13 protein-coding genes are annotated in these 22,125 nt (G+C 45.7%); 10 read left to right on the top strand and 3 right to left on the bottom strand.

The window, feature by feature from the left end; translation table 11 throughout:
• Positions 1-52: 52 nt before the first annotated feature.
• The 4 genes from C173_RS03510 (at position 53) to C173_RS03495 (ending at position 11,824) form a co-directional block, all read left to right on the top strand.
• Complete coding sequence (locus C173_RS03510) at positions 53-9,823, top strand: RHS repeat-associated core domain-containing protein (RefSeq protein WP_036722513.1); 9,771 nt, start codon at positions 53-55, stop codon at positions 9,821-9,823.
• On the top strand, positions 9,820-10,350 hold the full coding sequence (locus C173_RS03505) for a hypothetical protein (RefSeq protein WP_036722511.1): 531 nt from the start codon (positions 9,820-9,822) through the stop codon (positions 10,348-10,350). The genes C173_RS03510 and C173_RS03505 overlap by 4 nt, the downstream gene beginning before the upstream one ends.
• A 385-nt stretch (positions 10,351-10,735) precedes the next feature.
• Entirely contained in the window at positions 10,736-11,065 is a 330-nt protein-coding gene (locus C173_RS03500) for a hypothetical protein (RefSeq protein WP_036722510.1), read from the top strand.
• Positions 11,066-11,548: 483 nt separating this feature from the next.
• A complete protein-coding gene (locus tag C173_RS03495) occupies positions 11,549-11,824 on the top strand; it encodes a hypothetical protein (protein WP_036722508.1) in 276 nt (91 codons plus the stop codon).
• A 366-nt stretch (positions 11,825-12,190) separates the two neighbouring features.
• Here the strand turns inward: C173_RS03495 and C173_RS03490 are convergent, their stop codons facing one another.
• Positions 12,191-12,892: a Crp/Fnr family transcriptional regulator gene (locus tag C173_RS03490; RefSeq protein ID WP_036722507.1), complete on the bottom strand. Its 702-nt coding sequence runs from the start codon at positions 12,890-12,892 to the stop codon at positions 12,191-12,193.
• A gap of 94 nt (positions 12,893-12,986) precedes the next feature.
• Here C173_RS03490 and C173_RS03485 point away from each other — a divergent pair, with 94 nt between their 5' ends.
• Complete coding sequence (locus tag C173_RS03485; RefSeq protein WP_036722505.1) at positions 12,987-13,664, top strand: lactate utilization protein; 678 nt, start codon at positions 12,987-12,989, stop codon at positions 13,662-13,664.
• Between the two features lie 156 nt (positions 13,665-13,820).
• Complete coding sequence (locus C173_RS03480) at positions 13,821-14,540, top strand: response regulator (protein WP_036722503.1); 720 nt, start codon at positions 13,821-13,823, stop codon at positions 14,538-14,540.
• A gap of 125 nt (positions 14,541-14,665) precedes the next feature.
• On the opposite strand, the gene C173_RS03475 is transcribed toward C173_RS03480, so the two are convergent.
• Complete coding sequence (locus C173_RS03475) at positions 14,666-15,124, bottom strand: hypothetical protein (RefSeq protein WP_036722502.1); 459 nt, start codon at positions 15,122-15,124, stop codon at positions 14,666-14,668.
• Positions 15,125-15,308: 184 nt separating this feature from the next.
• Here C173_RS03475 and C173_RS03470 point away from each other — a divergent pair, with 184 nt between their 5' ends.
• The 4 genes from C173_RS03470 to C173_RS03455 all read left to right on the top strand — a co-directional run bounded on the left by C173_RS03470 (position 15,309) and on the right by C173_RS03455 (position 20,629).
• Complete coding sequence (locus C173_RS03470) at positions 15,309-16,739, top strand: flavocytochrome c (protein ID WP_036722500.1); 1,431 nt, start codon at positions 15,309-15,311, stop codon at positions 16,737-16,739.
• Between the two features lie 25 nt (positions 16,740-16,764).
• Positions 16,765-17,124 (top strand): FMN-binding protein, encoded by a 360-nt coding sequence (locus C173_RS03465; RefSeq protein ID WP_036722498.1) that lies wholly within the window; start codon positions 16,765-16,767, stop codon positions 17,122-17,124.
• Between the two features lie 204 nt (positions 17,125-17,328).
• On the top strand, positions 17,329-18,942 hold the full coding sequence (dcuS, locus tag C173_RS03460; RefSeq protein ID WP_036722497.1) for a DcuS/MalK family sensor histidine kinase: 1,614 nt from the start codon (positions 17,329-17,331) through the stop codon (positions 18,940-18,942).
• A gap of 127 nt (positions 18,943-19,069) precedes the next feature.
• Positions 19,070-20,629: a flavocytochrome c gene (locus tag C173_RS03455; RefSeq protein ID WP_036722495.1), complete on the top strand. Its 1,560-nt coding sequence runs from the start codon at positions 19,070-19,072 to the stop codon at positions 20,627-20,629.
• Positions 20,630-20,712: 83 nt separating this feature from the next.
• On the opposite strand, the gene C173_RS03450 is transcribed toward C173_RS03455, so the two are convergent.
• Positions 20,713-21,951, bottom strand: a complete 1,239-nt coding sequence (locus C173_RS03450; RefSeq protein ID WP_036722494.1) for an NAD(P)/FAD-dependent oxidoreductase — start codon at positions 21,949-21,951, stop codon at positions 20,713-20,715.
• Between the last annotated feature and the right edge of the window lie 174 nt (positions 21,952-22,125).

The raw sequence follows: 22,125 nt of genomic DNA, 5'->3' as shown, positions 1-22,125 counted from the left end.
TTAAAAGGCAGACGGGGGTAGCTTTGTGAAGAAAGCATGTATCCGAATATCATTGGCTTCTTTTATCTTGATGATGTTTTTCTTACCGGCGGCAAGCGCCGAGACTTTACAGGATCAGCTTAACAATCTGGTTGGTCCCAAGCAAAAGTATAACACTATGCTCTCACCGGCATATTTAAGAACCAATGAAACGGTTGACGAAATTAGCCCTCAGAGTGGTTCACTAACCATCACTCAGACGGACTTTGTTCTGCCTGGCAAGAACGGATTGGATCTTGAATTCAAACGAATTTATAAGAATGAAACAGCGAATGTGCAAGAGATGGAAGTGAATTATGTAGACGGAGCCTGGGTAGACAGAGCCTTCTCTTATGCCAAAACCTCCTCCTTCTATGAGGATAGATATAACCTCGGCATGGGGATGCGCTTCTCCTTCCCGAATATTGAAGTGAAGGTGAATTCGGACGGCTCCAGTCATAAGTTTTTGCATACAGAGAGCGGTGATGTATACCGTCTTAAGCCTGCGAATCTGGATGGAGCCTATGTATTTTTGCCGGAGGGTCAGACTGTGAAAGATGTGGTAGTCCGTGAAGCTGTCACTTATCAAAATGGACAAGCAGACGGAATCTCCAAGTACAAGATGACAGGCAAGGATGGAAAGAATACCTATTTCGCCGAAGACGGCCGGATCTTGGGAATCGTGGACCGGTATGGCAACACTATTAATTTTCAGTATGAGTCATTGAATTATTATATGGATGGTCATTCCATTAACAAAAAGCTGATCTCCAAAATTACGGATTCAGTGGGCCGCGATACAACGATTGAATACAAAGAGGATTTCAATTACACAGTAGGCCCGATCAGCATTGATTCTGCTGTAAATGCAAACAACTATTTTAACGCATCGCAAAGCCCCAATAATACGGATTCCGGAGATCTAAAGGGTAAGTTCCAAGTGATTGTCCATCTTCCGGGCGATAAAAGTATTGTGTATGACAAGTCAGCGGCGCTCGTTAATGATTCCAAGCATGTCATACGCACCCGGCTGCAACGGGTATATGACACCGATGCGAAACCGAAATATATGTTCTGGTATGAGCAGCCGGATCTAGGCTTCACCTATTTCAATAAAGATAAATATTCCGCCTATTCCCGTTATGAGAATCTTGTACTGGTGGACGAAGTGAAGAGTAATAAAGCGAAGAGCTTTGTATATAACACGTATACCAGACGGCTGAATGAAGGCAGCATGCAATACAGAAAAATTTTTGAGAGTAACGATCTAATCAAGAAAGGGTTCGAGCCTGCCAAAGCCAACTTTCTGGATAAATTCATCACCGATACCTACAGCAAGAAGACCTACACCTATACTAATGAAGCTGACGGGTACGGCACCGCAGACTATAAGCAGGATGATAAGACTTATCTTAAAGATACATACCGTTATTACACAACGATCACAGATGTCAACGGCAGTACTGTTAAATATACCTATAACGGCAATCAGGAACTGATTCTTACCGAGAAGCTGGGCAAAAATCATAAAGAGACCGTTACCAGTGAGCATGATGAGCTGAAGCTGGTCAAGAAACAGGAGACCCTTGTCTATCAAGTGGCTGGCGGTCAGGCTACAGGCGAACCGGTTCATACCATTGAGAACTACCGTTATGATGAGTACGGCAATATGACCAGTCATACCGGACCTATTGCTGAACGTGACAGCAAGGGTTATCCGGTGAACAATGAACACACCGAACTATTCACCTATGATATTAATAAATATCATATTCTGACCCAGAAGACCTGGAAGCTGGACCCGAATACAACGGCTCAGACCAACTATGAGCTGGATAGTAAAGGAAATGTAATCAAAGAGAGCAAAGCCACGAATGATCCGGCGAATCCCTGGCTAATCACAGATTACGCCTATGATTCCTATGGCAATCTAATCCGTAAAACGGCACATGACCGTTCGCAGGATTTCACCACTCACTATGAATATGGTATCGACGCCAATGGTACAAATACCAAAGGGGCCTACCTGACCAAGCAATATCAGCAAGCCGATGGCAAGACTTATGCTAAAACCTTCGCCTATGATATGCAGACCGGCAATATCGTCAGCGAGATCGATGCGAATGGCAACAAGACATCGTACCAGTACGATGCAGTAGGCCGCGTCCTGAAGAACATCCGGCCGGATAACAAGGCACTGCAGTACGACTATCAGGAGAGCCCGTATGCCAACTTCAAGATCCAGTATACGGATGCGGGGAATTACAAGTATCTGAATGAGTATGATATTCAGGGGAATTTGTTGAGCTCCAAAGTTTGGCAAAATAACGAGTGGCATACAACTGCAGTTAAGCAGTATGACTCCTTTGGGAATTTAATTAAAGAGATTGATGCCAACGGACACAGTGCCCGGTACGGCTATGACTCTAATCAGAGAGTTGTTGAGAAGGCCTATTATGCTAATGACCAGACGCTTAAGGGGAAGCTTACCTTAAGTTATCAAAATAATAATGATCCATTGATGCCTTTGATGCTGACAGTTACAGATGAAGAGGGGTACGATAAGCGATCTTATTATGACCCTCTGGGCCAGATGGTGAAACGTGAAATCACTCCAGATCGCCAAAAGTTCTATACATTAACTGCTTCATTTGATTATGTGGGTAACTTATTGAGCGAAACAGATCAGAAGCAAAATATCACCCGGTATACCTATGACTCACAAGGCAGGAAGATCAGCCAAACGGACGCTATGGGCAATACCACAGAATATGAATATAACATTCTTGGACAGATGGTTAGAGAAAAGGCTCCCGGAGGCAAAGTCACCGAGTGGACCTATGATAATCTGGGCAGAAATACAGCTAAGAAATTATTACAATCTGGATCTGCAGATTATTATTACAACAGAAATGAGTACGACGCTGTAAATAATGTTATCAAAACAACAGTGGGGACTTTCCTCAAGGGTGTAAACCAAGAATCATCTAATATTTCTTACGTCTATGATTCCCAAAACAGAATCTCTGATGAATACTCCAAGTTATCGGAGTCTGCTTCAACTCATATTCATTATGATTACGATGCGAACGGAAACAAAATAAAGATAGTTGAATATGGTGATTCTGCAGGCAATCGGCTGATGATCCGTAATTTCCAGTATGATTTTGCCGGACGACCTGTACTTGAATCTGGCGTCTCCAAAGAGAAGGCAGGGAACGGTAAGGAATTAGAACGGGGACAATTCGAAACGAAGAATACTTATGATCTTGCAGGCAACCTTTTAAAGAAACAAATATTTAATGGTACAGGCTATGATACTGAAGAGAATACCTACACCTATAGAAATTTAATTGCTACGACTAAGTCTCCTTTTAATGCTAAGGGAGCAAGACAGAAACGTTATGAGTATGACAAGGTCGGTAATTTGGTTGCTGAGACTTTTATTATTTCTGGAACCGAACGCACCACTTCTTATACTTATGACGGTATGGCTTTAAAAACAAGTGTTACAGATCCGCTTGGAAATACTGTCCGCTATCAATATGATCCGGCAGGTAATGTTGTGAAGATGGTGGATGCCAGATTCTATAATCAATCTGTAGAAGAAGCTCCGGGAATGGAGAAGGAATATGATGCACTCAACCGTCTGGTGAAAACCACTGCATTTGATGGGACAACAAGAGAGGCAGTTGATTACAAAGAGTACGATGATAGAGGCAATATCATTAAACAAGCCGATGGTGAAGGATACAATAGTGAGAATCCTGGTAAGTCCATAGGAACGGAATATCGTTATAATGTGCTGGACAAGCCGATTCTGGTAGTATCCGCACAAACAGCTTACCTAAATCAGCAACAGGGTACGAGCAAATTCACCAAAAGTCTTAGCTACGACGGCTCAGGAAATGTGTTGGTTGAAACGACTGGTTCAGGGGACACAACCCGCTTCAACTATGACCTCGGCGGAAGACTACAACAATTAACCTACCCGGATGGGTCAACAGTTAAAATGGCTTATGACTTAACCGGAAAATGGGAAGTTAGCAGCACCGACCAGTTAGGGCATGTAACTAAAACGTATAATAATATTTTTGGCAAGCCGTACTTGATCGAATATCCTGATGCTACAACAGAAATGTTCAAGTATTCGGCTAAAGGCGAGCTCTTAGAACGTGTAGATAAAGAAGGCAACTCTGCATATTACAGCTATGACCTGGCAGGAAACCAGATTTCTGAGAAAAGCTTCATCAACAAAGATGAAACGAATACTAACTACCGCCTAACCCGGATGGATTATGATGAGGCCTCTAATATTCTGGTCAAAGAAAGTTTCCTGAGCAAGGTGAATACTTCCAGTGGTGCTGTGAACGACATTAGTGTTAATAATCGAACAGAGCAAATCTTTGATAAAGCAGGACGGTTAATCATAGTAAAGGGACCATTCGGCAGAGAGAGTAAAAATGATTATGACCGCTCTGGTAATGTAATTGCTACCTACCAGAAAGTGAATGACGGTAACTATGATATTACAAGATTCAGTTATGATTCCAGAGGAAGACTAATCAAGTCCACATTGCTGGTAAAAACTGCTGATGTAAGCTCTGAATATCTGGCTGGCGCAGAATTCGATAATGAATATGTGGACCGTCTACATGCGGTTACGAGTTATTCCTATTATAAAAATGATCAAATGAAGAGCAAGAACGATCCCAAAGGCAATAAGACTCTATACGAATATGACTATGATAAGCTCATGGTTAAGAAAACGGATGCTCTGGAGGGGATTTCAAAATATCAATATGACAGTAATGGCAATTTGGTTGCTGAGACAAACCCTAAAGGAGTCGCTACTCTATACGAGTATGATGCTCTGAAACGCTTGCTGCGAAAGATTGCACCATCAAGTGACGGGGATAAAGCAATTACAAGATATGTATATGATTTGGCTGGAAATCTGACTAAAGAAATATCACCTAATCAATACTCCTCCGAAAAGGATAAGAACGGCCAATTGTCTCAAATGATAGGTTTGTCGTATACCTATGATACGATGAACCGGCGCATTTCAAAGATTTCTCCTGAAGGAGCCGGACTGGAATATATTCAGTACAATCTGAATGGCCAGGTTGACAAGGTTGTTGACGGCTTAAGGTATAAGGGAGACATGAAGTCCTCCAAAGGGACGACATATACCTATGATGGTTTAGGAAGAATGGTAATAGAGATCGATGCCCTGAGCGTGTCCAAGCAATATGAATATAATGTGCTGGATCATTTGGTGAAACAAACGGATGGTAGAGGAAACTCGATACTTTATAAGGTCAATCCAGACGGCACCGTTGCTCAAGTTACCAATCCAGATGGAGGAGTGGTGAAATATGAATATGACAAACTGGGCAGAAAGACCTCGGAAACCAATCCGCTAGGAGCAACAACAGTATACAGCTACAATGCTTTTGGCAAAGAGAAATCCATAAAAGATCCTTACGGATATGCGATTGAAAAAAAGCATGACCTTAACGGTAATCTGGTTTCTGAAAAAGACAAACGGGGGAGTCTGTCATTATTCAGTTTTGATGCCCTTGACCGGCTTACTGTGAAAAAAATTCCTTTAGAGATGGATAGCAGCAAAAACATTGTGTATTTATCTGAACAATATAGCTATGATTCACTAGGGAATCTGCTTAGTAAGATTATTACTGGATCAAAGGATGATTCTCCTAAGCGCGAAACAACCTATAGCTATTATGACAACAATCTTGTTAGAACCGTTGCAGACAACAGTGGAGCATATACATCAAGGAAATATGACAAGAACGGGAATATGATCCGGCAGGAGAGCCTGAGATCAGATGGTCATACTGATGTGCAAGAATTTGTATTTGATTCGGAAAACAGGTTGGCTCAAAAAACAAATTGGCTGGATGAAGAAAGTATAGGTGATGCTACAAGCCTGCCCAATGTAAATGCTCTAAGAGCCGCAGATATGCCTGGAAAAATTCGTCAGACCACTGGTTATGTCTATGATATATTGGGCAACAAAGTTCAGGAGATCAGTCCGCGTGCTTATGGTTATCTGGATACGGATACTGCTAACAGAAAACTATATTCCTCTTATTATACTTATGATATCTTGAACCGCCCTGAGAAGTTCATTCGATATAAGGGTGAAACTGCGGTTTATAAGCAGTATGAATATGATGAAGCAGGAAATAAAATTACAAGCAGGGATGAACGGGGGGCAGTAACCCGTTATCAATATGATGCAAATAATCGTTTAACAGTCACTACAAATACAAAAGGTAAAGAATTTGTATCGGGATACGATCTGGCAGGAAATAAAATACAGGAAGAGAATGCAAAGGGCTATACTATTTCCTACACTTATGACAAGCTGAATCGTCTAATTTTAACCAAAGACCCTGATGGTACAGTTATTTCTAAAAATATCTACGATGCCAACAGTAATATTACCAAAAAAATTGATGCAAAAGGATATGCTGCAGGAAGTACAGATAATGCACAGTACGGAAGTTTCTATCAATATGATCTGGCTAACCGGCTTGTAGCATTCACTGATCCTGAGCTAGCAGTTCTTAATGGAACTTCCAAGTTCACTACGAAATATCTATACAATATCTATGGAGATATGGTCAGTCAAACAGATGCATTAGGCAACTTCATTCAATATGAGTATGATAATGCCGGGCGTCTGATCAAAGTCACCGATGGTGAACAAGTTGAAGTTACTTATGGCTATGACAGTATAGGAAACAAGCTGTACATGAAAGATGGGCGGGGGAAACTGACCCAATATCGTTATGGCTCCTTTGGAGTTCAGCAGGCCATTACAGATGCCTCCAATCAGACAATTAGTTATAAATATGATCTTGGACTTAACAAAGTACAGATGACTGACCAGATGCTGCATGATACTACGTATACTTACGATAACCTTAATCAGTTAATTGAAACAAAGGTTGTACAGACTGGTGATAAGGTGCTCTATGGGTACGATGAATCAGGTAACCGTGTTCGCATGACTGATGAGAGTGGTATATCCAGTTATACCTATGATTCTGAGAATCTGTTATTAGAATTGTCTAAGAATGGAAAGAAACAAGTTGGCTATTCTTATGATGATATCGGTAATGTTGCTAAGATAACAGATGCTCTAGGGTATGTAACAGCCTATCGTTATGACAAATCAAGCAGGATGGACCAGGTGATTTATGACGGTCATACAACGGTCTACACTTATGATTTGAGTGGTAATCGGACAGCAGTTAAGTATGAAGATGGCGTTAGTGAAGTATATAGCTATGACCGGAACAATCGCATCCTTAACTTAATCAATAAGCGTAAGGACGGTTCTGAAGTATCCCGTTATCGTTATACCTACGATGTTGCCGGGAGACAGGAGACGAAGTCTGATAGCTACGGTACAACCACATACAAATACGATCAAGCTGGCCGTATTAAGCAGATTGAAGCGCCAGGGAAGACAACGGTCTATGCTTATGATGGAGCGGGTAACCGTAAGTCTATGCTTGAGACCTATACTTCTATGCAGCCAAGCAGCTTTAAAAGTTCGAAAACTCAACAAGCTATTGAATTTAAATTGAAAAAGGCAGAGTACTTATACTCTTCCAGTAATCAATTATTGAAGCTGGAAGAGCGGATGAATGGAGCAGACGGCAAAGAGGTTCTGCTCAAAACCGTGGATTATCTGTATGATGCAAATGGCAATGAGATTAGCCAGCGGTCCAGTTATATTCAACCGCATTCTACTGAGCTACACCAGTCAACCGGGGGAGAAACCTATAGTGCGGGTGAACTTCAGGAGACTAATCGGTTCATCGAGAAGGTCACACGAACCTATGATGGTTTCAACCGATTGAAGAAAGCAGTAACTGTTAAATCCGGTGATCGATCTGAAATTGAGTTCATGTATAATGGCGATGGTCTCCGAACCCAAAAAACGGTACGGAGTGCAAAAACACCGGATACCGCCAAAGAGACCAATTATGTGTATGATCGGCAGCATGTCATTCTGGAGCTGGATAGCAGCGGCAAGCTGAGTACCCGCTACATCCGGGGAATCAATTATATTGCAAGAATGGACCAGGCTGAGAAATATACTTACTATCTCTACAATGGTCATGGCGATGTTGTACAGACAGTAACAGCTGCCGGAGAAGTGCAGAACCAATATGATTATGATGTCTTCGGTAACCGCACGTTAACGATAGAAATCTATGCGGAATCTATTCAATATGCGGGAGAATTCTATGATGCGGAGTCAGGGCTATATTATCTGCGTGCCCGCTATTACGATCCCTACACGGCAAGATTCATATCCGAAGACAGCTATCGGGGCGAAGATACGAATCCATTAAGCTTGAATCTGTATACTTACGCGCATAATAATCCTATCCTGTTCCTGGACCCAACGGGTCACTGGGCAAAGGGTGATGAGAAGTTAAATGTTGAGGCACAGGCTAAAATTATTGCATTAACAAATGCTTATTATAAGGCTGTGACTGACGCCGAGAAGAAGGCGATATCCGCTCAAGCCACGACAGTTAGAAAAGCAGAAGGGGCAACGGATAAGTCCGTAGTTACTCCTTTGCAATTCCAAGCAGCAAGAATTACTGAGATTGTGGTGCAAGGGACATCGAAGGGCTATGCAACCGAGAAGGAATGGAGAACAGCCTTACAGAGCGTTGGAATAGGTGCTACAAATTCTGAAAGAAAAGAAAAGACTGATGTATCCCAAGGTGGGACAAGAAATATCACTTATTCGACTGTGAATAGTGTCACAATTGGAAGAACAAATCTTACGGTTACGGTAAACTCATCCTCCAGGACGATGAATTCAACCAAAGTGACCACAGACAGTGCAGCTGCTTCACTTGAAATGTCGTATAAGGTTACAGCTAATGAACTGAAGTTTATAGCGGATACAGCTTCATATATGGGAAGTCTGGAAAAATCCTTATATGTTATTGATGCAGTGAAGTCAAACAAAGGAACTGTTACTTCTAAGATTCTTAAGGATGCTAAGCTTCAAGTAGCTAAGGGCCCCATGGGAACAGTTGATATGTTAAATTTCACTTACGATATGTCCGAAAAAGGGTTTACTGTAAGTGAAGCGCTGAAAATGTATAAGGAAGAGGTCACCGATCCAAGACTGGCAGAGGCCTATGCTACCGTTACTTTAAACCTGGCGGGCAGTGGTTTCAGTTTAAAGAAAATGGCACAAGGTGAGAGTAAGGTAAGTATCACTAAAAGCCCTAGTAAGTCTAAGTTGGCGGGAATTATTGAGGGTGAGGTTAAAGGGACTGGAGGAAAGCCTAAACTTAATGAAAGCAACAGGTTGAATATTGGTGCAGGGGATAATCCTCGACAAGGATACAGAAATGGAGATATTAACCCACGAGCTGAGGGGATTGAAGTAATGGATGCCAATAAACTGGTTGGAATTAAAACAGGTTCACAATTAGAGGTGATTGTGCAAAATCCACATGGTTACTCTCCACTTGAAGGTGATATTCCACGAGTGATGGCACCAGGTGGTGTATTGAAAATATCAGGAGGAGAAAAGAATCCATACTTTAATAAAATATACAAGATGAGTGCTGATGAACTTTCTAAATACGGGTTTGAATTAGTGAGCAAAGGGAAAGTTTCAGATGACTTGATGTTTGGAACGCAGAAAACGACTGACGGTAATGTTTTTAGCCCTAAGGCATTGGATAAGCAAATGGAAGTCATTTTAAGGAGGTTGAAATCAAATTGAAATTAGATATTACAAGAGAAAGATTTGAGTTGGTTGATTTGATCGAGTCCACCATAATTATTGATTATCCATCCATGTCATTTGAACATTTGAAATTAAGTGTTTGGGGAATAACTCTTCCCCTTAGTGTATTTGGTTTAGAAGCTTATGGATTAACTGAATATAGTAGACCATTTAACGATGATATTTATGTTTCAGGCTATAGTAATCTTCATTTTCATAACGTAACAAGTGCTAATATAGAAGCGGTATTATATGATAAAAAATCCCCCCATGATTTCATAAAATGGCCAGATCACAGCATAATGGCAATATGCAAAACGTGGGGTGACGTAAATGAAGTAGAAGATGGCTATAAATATGAAATTGAAGCTACACTCGCATGGCCTTTTGGTAGATGTGACTTGTCTATAGTCACCAAATCAAACATATCTATAGAATTAGATAGTAGTGATTTTATACCAATAAGAGAATATGTACTTAATACAAAAAAATATGGATGGAATCAGGATTTATTAAGTTTTTAGTAGTTAACTATTGATAAAATAGTGCAGTTGCTTAGTACGGATTGAATGGCCTCTAACCATATCAACCTGATCCACTATATTGATCCGACTGGGCACAAGACAAACGCAAGCTCCGTCCAGAGCCAGTTCAACCGGAACGAGGCTGCAATGGAACTCTAGGAGCAAGGCGGTGTTGAGCAATGGGGAGTAAAGAACGCCGATGGAACGTTTAGTTGGAGACTAAAGCTGAAACCTGAAGCTAGTACACGAGAAGGATTAGGTGCAGGTAGTAATCAACCTCGTTTCGATGCTAGATTAGATGCTGAAGGAACATATATTAATCTGTTTACAGGAGAAACGGCGGAAAGGGTGTTGGAACTCATATTCCATTAGGAGAGTGACAAGTATGAATAAGGATAAACTTTTTCAAATATTAGTAGACCCATCGGCATCAGATGCGGAAAAAGATGATGCAGTGATTGAATTAGGAGAAAACTTTCAAGATGATGAGACAGTGGAGTTTTTAGTCAATGTGTCAAACGAAAGCAACTGTAATGAAATGATTGCAGGAAGCTGTGGGGAGTCAATCGGTCAAATTTGGCTAGCGATTCAACAAATAAATTATGAAAAGTTGTCTCAGTTAAAAGGCATTGCCTTCAACGAGGCGATTTCCTTAATTAAAGCGAAGTGCTCTGAGTGGTACAGAACATACTTAGATTTGTTTCCTCATAGCTAAAGCGCTTTGCCCTAAAGTTCATTTCTTTAGGGCTTTTTTGGTGGGGGATACCCAGTACCAAATGAACTCATCATACAACCAATAGCACATCGAACCGATGTAATTCCTATATAAAGATTTCTCGAAGTCGATTGTACGCACATCAACGAGTCCATGCTTGAATTTATAACCTAAATAACGCTATGCCGATACATTAAAGAGGTCGATTAATCCGGAAGACTATGGGTTAGACCCCAAAAAAGTGATAGTAGGCAATGGGTAAGGAATCACATTAAAGATATTAGAAGGAATCTTGATGAAATTCGAACAGGGACATGGAATGGTTTAGGGGATGGACCTCCTAATGCCAGGGGAAGAGGGCCAGCAGTATTTTATAGACAAGGTAATGAAGTTATAGTCACTGATAAAAAAGGGAATTTTGTAACGATTTTAAAAGATGGAATAAATAATACTTCTTTCAAATCAGGAGAGGAGCTAAATTAAATGGATGATTATTTAGAATTTGTGAAAAGCATAGCTAAGCAACAAAAGAAAGTTTTCATTATGGATACTGGTGAGGGAAATGATTTTACTGATTCAGAAACAGGTTGGTATATTGAGGATTTTAGTGGTTGGTTAATAGAGCCTTCAAAAGAAATTGAACTGATTGAAGCACTCAATCAAGAAACTCATTATTCTAAATTTATGGAAAGCTATGTTTTTGCTAAATGGTACAAAACTGATAAAGGGAAGATTATGGTTGAATTTGTGGAATATTAAGTAAATTTTATAACCTTGATTGGCTCCATGCCTTTCAAGGTTTCTTTTTGCCTACCTAAACTAAGATGGAAGAATAATGGTCTAATTAAGTTAAAAAACTTGAGGGGAGTATCCTGTGAAGTAAAGGAAGACCATGATAAAAATATACATGGAATAGAGGCTATAATCGCATGGATTTACTGATCTAAATAAAGGGCATTTTAGGTTTAGCCCAGATGGTTCAATAGTATCATTTGGGAGCAGATAAAGTGATGGCTATGGAAAAGAAAACCATACCCAATGTTATACGAACAGGATTGGAAAAACGCTGAATTCCCCATAACGACTACCCTCACATAAGCAAAGACCACACCCGCCCCGTCCCCGTTAGCGAAAATCCCTTTCCACTGCTTCTCGTAACAGCCTAAATTCATTCCTATAAAACTCAATCAAGCCGTCCCGCTTCATCCATGCCAGCTCTCTGGACAAGGCGCTGCGGTCTACGTCCAGATACTCGGCCATCGCTTCCCGATCAAAGGGAATCGTAAAAGTTTCTGTTCCAGCATCACGCATAACTCTTGTTAAATAAGTTAAAACCTTATCCCGAATAGTCGGCATAATCAGACAATCATTCCGGTCATGCAGTTCTAACGCCCGTTCTGCGATACTGTCAAACAGATTGCCAAGTAATTGTTCGTGACCCATACATAGCTTCGTGCAACGGCTCAATATGTTTTGGATAGGAATAAACAGAACCTCAAGCGGTTCTATGGCCTTTACTGACATCGGGCATCTTCTTCCACGGCTGGCAGCTGTGAGAACAGCGGTATATCCACCCGGGTAATGGAGGGATACAATAATTTGTTTTCCTTTGACGTTCAATTTCGTACTTTGAGCGAGGCCCTGCAAGATGATGCCGACATCATCAACGTAATCGCCCTCACGGACAACCATCTCATCTTTTGCATATTCTTTGCGTGTGGCTGACAGACATTCAAGCATTTGGGGAATATCATCTGGAGCAATCCCTGTAAATAAACGTGATTGACAGAGGGATTCTAAGTTATTCCGAGAGACTTCGCGTTGCATGTGCAACATCCTTTTTATTTCCACTATACTATATTAATCATACATACACACGAAGTTTAGCCACCTTGTCTAACGTCAGAACGGAGGAAGAGCAATGCAAACGAAAGAAGATTCAATCAAAGCGAGAAACCGGCTGTTAGCCTCCAAGGTTATGAAAAATCTGCAAAGCAGAAAATTTGAGGCCTATTACTGTGATAACGCCATAGAAGCTGCGGAAAAGGCACTAACCTTAATTCCGGAACATTCTTTGGTATCTTGGGGCGGGTCAGTCACGCTTGAGGAAATCGGGCTTCTTGATCGTGTACGCCAAGGCAGCCATACCATAATTGACCGTGATACAGCAAAAACGATGGAGGAGCGTTATGACCTCATGCGCCAATCTCTTTTGTGCGACACCTATTTAACCAGCTTCAACGCGGTTAGTGAAGATGGGATACTGGTCAATATCGACAGTGTGGGCAATCGGGCGGCAGCGGTTACTTTTGGACCGAGAAGTGTGGTTGCTGTCGTGGGGATGAATAAGGTGTGCAAGACCGCTGAAGATGCAGTGATCAGAGCCAGAACCTATGCCGCTCCCATTAACGCAAACCGTCTTTCGAGTTCGTCCAGCCCATTTTTACATTCACCGCAAAAAACGCCCTGCCTAATCAATGGTGCTTGTGCAGATTGTAAATCAGAGGATTGTATCTGTTCTTACATCGTCGAAACAAGAATGTGTAAAACAGCGGGGAGAATAAAGGTTATCCTCGTTGGTGAATCTTTGGGGTTTTAATTTTTTTGGCACCGTTCGGGTAATTTCTCGAATTGGTGCCTTTTTGTTAGTTTTGATTCTTTGTCACAGCACACCTCCCTCCAAAATTCTCCGCCGCAATGTTATATTAGTTGTAGTTATATGTAGTTATAGTTGCACAAAAGACAAGGAGACCCCATGAACATTAAAGTACTAATCGTTGAAGATGACCCGATGGTGGCGAAGTTTAACCGGCATTATCTGGAGCAGGTTCCGGGTTTTGAGTATGCGGGCTGGGCGGCGACAGGGGATGAAGCGAGAACTATGCTGGAGGAGCAGCAGGTAGATCTGGTGCTGCTGGATATTTATATGCCACGTGTAAGCGGGCTCCAGCTGCTCTCTGCTCTGCGGGAGCAGGGGAGCAAGGTGGATATCATTGTGATCTCCGCCGCCAGTGATAATGCGAGCATCCGCAAGGCACTGCAGAACGGGGCCGTGGATTATTTGATCAAGCCGTTCGAGTTTGCCCGGTTTCAGGCGGCACTGTCGGCGTATCGTGAAGATTATAAGCTGATGCACAAGGAGCATCTAAGCCAGGAGCAGCTGGATAAGCTGCTGCGGCATTCGCTCGGGACGGAAGAGGAGAAGTACGCTGCCCTGCCGCTGCCCAAAGGGCTTGCCGAAGGCACACTGGAGAGCATCTGGAGCACAATTAACCGGCTGGAGAGCCCGGTGTTCTCCACGGAGGATATCAGCAGTCATGCGCCCATCTCGCGGATCTCGGTCCGCAAATATCTGGCTTTTCTGACGGAGGCAGGTATTCTGGAAATGGAGCTTAGCTACGGGGCGGTAGGCAGGCCGGTGTATATGTATAAGGTGAGACCCGAAGGGTATGAGCTTATCCGTAAATATCTATAAGTGTTCTCTTAAAATAAAACGGAGTCAAGGTGTCCCGAGGCTGCCCCAGGCGTTCCATGACTCCATATAGCCGTCACATTAGCTGTGAAGGTTATTAAGCTATGCCATACATTAGCGGCGCAGAATCAATCGAAGGCCTGCTGCAGAGCCAGCGGACTGAACTCGTTAATGATTTTATAGGCTACCAGGTGCGGGTTGTTCATGTCATTGTCGTAGATAATCATGTGATGCTTGCCCTTCAAAATAATGTCGAACCGCTGCTTCCGGTCGGCCTGGACGATGGTAATGTAATAGCTGTACTTGTTCTCTGTGCTCACATTGCGGGCGGATTTCATCAGGCGGACGCTGGAGAAATCATCGTAGATCCGCTTAATCGCTTCCGGCTCAGTAAGCACAATATCCTTCTGTTCACCGGGAACAGAAGATAGGCGGGTAATTTCCAGAGCGGCGATATCTTCCAGATGGATGGTTCGGGTAACTACTCTTTTGAATGAAGTATAGCGGCTCGCGGTGTAGCTCATCAGGGAGACACCGGCTGCTGCCAGAACAGCACCGGCCAGCCAATATTTTTCGCTTTTTTCCATAGTTTCTGTTCCTCCTAGTGATACGGTTGTATAAGCTCCAATTATAAATCTATAAACACATTCAAGCAAATTCACTACCTTTATTTACTTTATCATTTCTTTAATTACTAAATATTCTTGTCAGGGATCCTTCAGGTTATGATGATTGTGAAAATATGCACAATAACAATTGGAGGAGAACTGAATGAACAGAAAGAGATGGGGAAGTCTGCTGGGCAAGGGGTTGCTGCTGGCAAGTCTGGTGGTATTGCCTGCATGTAACAGCACCAAAGGGGAGTCTACGGACATTGTTATTATCGGCGGCGGCGGCGCGGGAATGACTGCTGCCATTGAAGCGCATAATCAGGGAGCCAAAGTGATATTGATCGAAAAAATGCCTATGCTTGGAGGCAACACCGTCCGTGCGGAAGGCGGATTGAATGCGGCAGGAACACCTTATCAGGCAGCGGCTGGCATTACAGACAGTCCGGAGCTGCATTTCGAGGATACCATGAAGGGCGGCAAGAACCTGAACAACCCGGATCTGGTCAGAACACTTACGAACGGTGCGGCGGCTTCGGTGGAGTGGCTGAAGGAGAATGGAGCCGAGCTGTCTGAAGTGGGACGCGCAGGCGGGGCAAGCGTGAACCGGATTCACCGTCCGGCAGGCGGGGAAGCGGCAGGGAATTTCATCGTAGTCGCGCTGAAGAAGAAGCTGGAGGAGTACAAGATTGATGTGCGCCTGCGGACGACTGCCGATGAGATCGTCAAGAACAAGGACGGTGTGGTTACCGGAGTGAAGGTGACGGATAAGGATGGCAAGCAGTACACGATTAGTGCGAATTCCGTTATCCTGGCGGCTGGCGGTTTTGGAGCTAACATGGACATGATCAAGGGGTACCAGCCGAAGCTGGAAGGGTTCTCTACCACTAACCACCCGGGCGCAACCGGAGATGGTACAACGATGGCCGAGAAGATCGGTGCCAAGCTGGTAGACATGAAGGAGATTCAGATTCATCCGACCACCATTCCGAATCAAGGCGTGCTGATCACGGAAGGGGTACGGGGAGACGGTGCGATTCTGGTCAATAGCGAAGGCAAGCGATTCACGAATGAACTGCTGACCCGCGATGTCGTGTCCCAGAATATTCTGGCCCAATCCGGTAAAGTAGCTTACCTGATCTTCAATGATGAGCTGCGTGCGAACCTGAAGGCAACTGAGGTTTACTTTGGAATGGATCTGGTCAAAGAAGCGGCAACACCTGAAGAATTGGCGGCACAGATTGGTGTAGATGGCAAAGCGCTTGCGGATACACTGAAAACGTATAATGGCTTCGTTGCTTCCGGCAAGGATACAGAGTTTGAACGGCCGGATCTTAAGCTGTCTTTTGAAAAGGGTAAATATTATGCAATTCAGGTAACACCGGGAATTCACCATACCATGGGCGGAGTAGCGATTAACACCCAGGCTCAGGTGCTGGATACCAAGGATCAGGTCATTGCCGGGCTGTATGCTGCGGGCGAAGTAACCGGCGGAGTACACGGCGCGAACCGTCTGGGCGGTAATGCACTGGCGGACATCACTACCTTCGGGCGGATCGCAGCGGATGAAGCTGTGAAGGCACTTAAGAAATAGGAACTTTCAGAAGGAGGAATTATTCATGCACAAGTGGACAAAAACCTTGCTGTTCTCTGCCCTCGCGGCTGCAACAGTACTAACAGCTGGATGCTCATCATCTTCCGGCAAGTATGTGGACGGGACATATGATGGAACAGGCAAAGGGGTTAAGAGTGATATTAAAGTGGCGGTAGAGATCAAAGATGAGAAGATCGACGCCATTACCGTACAGGAGCATAAGGAGACGCAGGCGATGATCGATGCGGCTGTAGAGAATACGATTCCTGAAATTATTGAAAAGCAAACCACAGAAGGCGTAGACGCCCTCTCCGGGGCTTCCGGCTCCAGCGGCGGAATTATTGAAGCGGTGACCCAGGCGCTGGAACAGGCCAAGAAGCAGTAAGCTATCATCTATTTGTCTATACAAGAGTTGTGAAAAGTTCATTCCAGCAAGCCCAGCCCTCCTGTCTCCGGCAGAACGGCTGGGCTTGCTGCATAGTTCCATCCCTAGAAACGATCACTCTGGAGTAGCTTTACAAATTCTAGTTCAAATAATATAGTTCGAATGGTATAGGAATATGGGACATGAAGGGAGGTCTTCGCACCAGTGGCCAGGAAAAAAAGCTTCAGTCTGCGCACAATGATTGCCGTCATGGTGTCTGCCGTTGTCCTGCTGGTACTGCTGATTTTATATTTTATTTTCCGGAATCAGATTATTCCGCAGACCCGGCAGGCGCTGGAGGATAAGGCGATTACGATTGCCCGTACCATCGCCCTGATTCCGCTGGTCTCTGAGGGACTCAGTGAGGGCAACAGCAAGGAGATTCAGGACTACACCTCAAGGATCGCCCGCCGCAATGATATTATGTTCGTGGTCGTGACAGATATGAAGGGAATCCGCTATTCTCATCCGGATGCTTCGCTGGTCGGTCTGCCCTTTGCGGGAGGCGGCCAGGAGATATCGCTGCGCGGAGGGGAGAGCATCTCCGAAGGGGCTGGTCCGCTCGGCAGATCCCTGCGCGGCTTCGTGCCGGTCTATAACAACAGGGGGCATCAGGTGGGTGTGGTCATTGCCGGTCTGTCCCTGGAGCGGGTCGAGCGGCTGGTCCTGATGAATGAGTGGACGATTATTGCGATTCTGGTCTCGGGAGCCTTGTTTGGAGCGGGAGGAGCATTCATTCTGGCGGCCCGGATCAAGCGGATGGTGTTCGGGATGGAGCCGGAGGACATCTCCAAGCTGCTCCAGGAACGCAGTGCGATGCTGGAATCCACGCGTGAGGGAATTATTGCCGTAGATCAGGAGGCGCGAATTACCATCCTTAATATGGAAGCACAGCGGCTTCTGCGGGCAGCGGGGATTGGTGGGAGCGCCATGAACCGGCAGATTGCCGAGTATTGGCCGGAGCTGGGTCTTGAGCAGGTATTGGCTGAGGGAGAGGGGATACAGGACCGGGAGCTGGAGCTGGGAGACAGCTCTCTTTTGGTGAACAGCCTGCCAGTCCGGGTGAACGGGAACATCGTTGGCGCGATTGCTACCTTCCGGGATGAAACCGAGCTGGCTGTGCTGGCGGAGAAGCTGTCGGGAGTCTCGGTCTATGCAGAAGCGCTGCGCTCCGGTGCCCATGAATTCATGAACAAGCTGCATGTCATTATGGGCATGACGCATATGGGCCTGTATGATGAGCTGCAGCAATATATTCTGGGAACGGTAAGCAATTACCAGAAGGAGATCGGGTCGATCACAAGACAGATCAAGGACCCGGTGCTGGCCGGATTTCTGCTGGGGAAGCTGAGCCGGGCACGCGAAGCGGGGATGGAGCTGCTGCTGACCGGAGACAGCTATCTGCCGGAGCCGGCTGATCCGCAGGTGATTCATGAGCTGATTACGATTGCCGGCAATCTGCTGGATAATGCTCTGGAGGCGCTGGGGGAGCTCTGTGAGCAACCCGTGAAGCGGGTGGAGCTTGCTTTTCAATATGAAGAAGGGCGGCTGCTATGCGAGGTTAGCGACAACGGTCCGGGAATTCCGGCGGGCCTGGGGGAGAAGATCTTCGTTCAGGGCTACTCCTCCAAGGGTGAACAGCGGGGAATCGGCCTATATCTGGTGAAGAAAAGTGTAGACAAACTGGGGGGTCATCTTGAGCTTGCCGCCGGCTGCGGGCCGGGAGCACATTTTATCGTGGATGTGCCTTATGAGGTGAAGGAGGAGGAGGGTGTGTGAACATTTAAGGTCTGCATACCCGCTTACTTTAGTTACAAAACTCTTTAATAATTTACGGAAGGTTCCACAAACCGCTTCTTTGGCGCTATGATAATTGTGAAAATATGCACAAGGGGGCACAACTCACATGAATAAGAGATTAACAGCGGCGCTTATCCTCATTCTCTCCGTGATGCTGGTCATTGCAGGCTGCGGAAACAACAATGCGGGCAGCAGCAAGAATGAGAGCAAGGGAACAAACAGCGCGACCACAGAGCCTGCAGCAACGGCTACACCTAAAGAGACAGCAGAGGCCGTATCGGGGGCATCCGAAGCGAGCTATACTCCGTATGATCAGTTAAAAGATAAATATGATATCGTCATCGTCGGCGCGGGCGGTGCGGGAATGTCTGCTGCACTGGAAGCCAAAGCGGCCGGCATGAACCCGGTCATCCTGGAGAAGATGCCGGTAGCTGGCGGCAATACTACGAAATCCTCCTCGGGAATGAATGCCTCGCAGACCAAGTTCCAGAAGGAGCAGGGCATCGAAGACAGCAACGAACTGTTCTATGAAGAGACCCTTAAGGGCGGACATGATACGAACAATAAGGAGCTGCTGCACTTCTTCGTGGATCAATCCGCAGGGGCCATTGACTGGCTCGATTCCATCGGAATCCGCTTGAACAATATTACGATTACCGGCGGAATGAAGGAGAAGCGTACCCATCGTCCGGAGGACGGCTCGGCCGTGGGACAATATCTTGTAGCAGGACTTGTCCGCAATGTTCAGGAGCAGGGAATTCCGCTGTTCGTCAATGCGGATGTGAAGGAGCTTACGGTACAGGATGGTAAGGTGAACGGCGTGAAGGTGCTGTTCAACCAGGCCGATGACAAAACGATCAGCGCAGCAGCAGTTATCGTAACTACCGGGGGCTTCGGTGCCAACAAGGAACTGATTGCCAAGGTTCGCCCGGATCTGCAAGGACTGGTAACGACCAACCAGATTGGCAGCACCGGCGACGGCATTGCCATGATTGAGAAGGTCGGCGGAACTACCGTAGACCTGGATCAGATTCAGGTTCACCCGACTGTACAGCAGGAGAAATCCTACCTGATTGGTGAAGCGGTCCGGGGAGAAGGGGCTATTCTTGTATCTGCTGAGGGCAAGCGCTTCGGCAATGAGATGGATACCCGTGACAAGGTGACGGCTTCAATTAATACACTTCCTGAGAAATCTGCTTATCTCGTGTTCGACGCCGGAGTGAAATCGCGTGTCAAGGCGGTAGATCAATACATCAAGATGGGTGTAGTCAAGACCGCAGATACTATCGAGGCACTGGCGGATCAGATGAAGGTTCCAGCCGCTGCACTTAAGACCACCGTGGAAACATGGAACAGTGCGGTGAAAAGTAAGTCGGATGCCGAGTTCGGCAGAACAACCGGTATGGATAATGATCTGTCCGGTGCTCCGTATTATGCGATTCAGATCGGCCCTGGAATTCACTATACGATGGGCGGAGTGGTGATCAACACCAACACTGAGGTCTTGAACAAAGACGGCAAGGCGATTACGGGCCTGTTCGCGGCAGGAGAAGTGGTCGGCGGGCTGCATGGTGAGAACCGCATCGGCGGTAACTCGGTAGCCGAGATTATTATCTTCGGACGTCAGGCAGGGATTAAGTCGGCTGAATTTGTAAAAGCGCAATAAGCTATTATTCTATATTGTTCTCATGTAAAAGGGATGCTCCGCAGCCATCAGGCTATGCGGGCATCCCTTTCTGTGTTGATGCTCTAAGGCTGTATCGCCGGGGAGGGCGCAGGCTTGGCCGACCGGGTCAGCGAGAACAGCTCCAGCTCCGGACGGCTTTTGCCGGCCAGCGTATCGGCAAGCAGCTCGGCGGCAATCATGCTGTAGACCGTGCCGTTTCCGCCATAGCCTTCAATGAAGTAGCAATGCGGGAATTCCGGGTGCGGCCCCATATAAGGCAGTCCGTCACGGGTGGAGCCGAAGACCGCTCCCCAGGAATATTCGGCCTTGATTCCTTGAAGTTCCGGGAATAGGGCCGTAAGCTCCTCGACCAGACGCTCACACTGGGAGAGGACCCTTACCTCACGCCGCTCCACGCTGGTAAGCTGCTCATCCTTGCCGCCGGCGATAATCCGGCCTTCCGGGGTAGTCCGGAAATACAGATAAGGCCGGGCCGTTTCCCAGAGCAGGCTCTGCTCATGCCATTTTGGAAGATGTGGCAGAGGCTCGGTCATAATAGCATAGGTGTTGATCAGCTCTGCTCCCCGGTCCTTCTTCATCTCCTGGGTCTCGTACCCCATAGCAAAGACGACTTTCTTTGCAACAATCCGCCCCTGTCCGGTATGACAGATTACGCCGTCTGGATTGTACTCATAATGAAGGGCTTCGGTATGCTCATAGACCCTTACCCCGCCGGAGTGCGCTTTATGAATCAGGCTGTGTACCGTCCGCAGCGGATTGGTTTCCGCATCTCCTTTGGAATACAGCGCACCTGGTTTGGAGAAGGCGTAATGGGCGCGGATCTTCTCCGCCTCCCAGAACTCCGAATCGAAGCCGTGCTTGATCAGATTCTCATTCTCCTGCTTCAGCATATCCACATCTTCCGGGACGCTGGCATAGAGCAGACTGGTACGTTCGATGATCTGCGGATCGATGTCCAGCTTCCCGGGCAGGGCAAGAATCGCACGCATGGCCTGCTGGCACAGCTTGTAGAACAACACGCCATTCTCTTCCCCGAAAGTATTCATGCAAGCTGTCAGCGACTTGTCATTGGCGATCTGCAGCAGTCCCGTATTGGCGTGGGAGCTTCCGGTACCGATCGTTCTTTTATCGATAAGAACGGTATCTGCTCCACTGAGGGACATGCGGTAAGACATCATCGCTCCGCCCATCCCGCCGCCTACAATGAGACAGTCGCAGGTTATATCTTCCTCAAGCACCGGATATACCGGAGGCTTGGGCAGTGTGTGTTCCCAGGGCAGTTGCCCGCTGACGAGTTTCATAGATCTGTTCGCTCCTTTATGTCATTCAGAGTAGTATTATTTGCACTATTGAAGAGTCTCATGCGTCAAGACCTTAAGGATTATTCATCATATGTGAGCTAGCTTAATGTACCTTCGGGCACATAAACAGCCTTCTCCGGAAGCATACTAAGGAACGCTTGAACAACCAGAAGG

Origin of the sequence: Paenibacillus sp. FSL R7-277, assembly GCF_000517965.1 — a bacterium.
Lineage (GTDB): Bacteria > Bacillota > Bacilli > Paenibacillales > Paenibacillaceae > Paenibacillus_AQ > Paenibacillus_AQ silagei.
The sequence above is the reverse complement of the archived record's forward strand: the minus strand, read 5'-3'. Positions and strand labels throughout refer to the sequence as shown.

Bases quoted from the DNA above. Each gene is read 5' to 3' on its own strand.
- C173_RS03500 (WP_036722510.1), top strand. From the start codon at position 10,736: ATGAATAAGGATAAACTTTTTCAAATATTAGTAGACCCATCGGCATCA.
- C173_RS03495 (WP_036722508.1), top strand. From the start codon at position 11,549: ATGGATGATTATTTAGAATTTGTGAAAAGCATAGCTAAGCAACAAAAG.
- C173_RS03490 (WP_036722507.1), bottom strand. From the start codon at position 12,892: ATGCAACGCGAAGTCTCTCGGAATAACTTAGAATCCCTCTGTCAATCA.
- C173_RS03485 (WP_036722505.1), top strand. From the start codon at position 12,987: ATGCAAACGAAAGAAGATTCAATCAAAGCGAGAAACCGGCTGTTAGCC.
- C173_RS03480 (WP_036722503.1), top strand. From the start codon at position 13,821: ATGAACATTAAAGTACTAATCGTTGAAGATGACCCGATGGTGGCGAAG.
- C173_RS03475 (WP_036722502.1), bottom strand. From the start codon at position 15,124: ATGGAAAAAAGCGAAAAATATTGGCTGGCCGGTGCTGTTCTGGCAGCA.
- C173_RS03470 (WP_036722500.1), top strand. From the start codon at position 15,309: ATGAACAGAAAGAGATGGGGAAGTCTGCTGGGCAAGGGGTTGCTGCTG.
- C173_RS03465 (WP_036722498.1), top strand. From the start codon at position 16,765: ATGCACAAGTGGACAAAAACCTTGCTGTTCTCTGCCCTCGCGGCTGCA.
- C173_RS03455 (WP_036722495.1), top strand. From the start codon at position 19,070: ATGAATAAGAGATTAACAGCGGCGCTTATCCTCATTCTCTCCGTGATG.
- C173_RS03450 (WP_036722494.1), bottom strand. From the start codon at position 21,951: ATGAAACTCGTCAGCGGGCAACTGCCCTGGGAACACACACTGCCCAAG.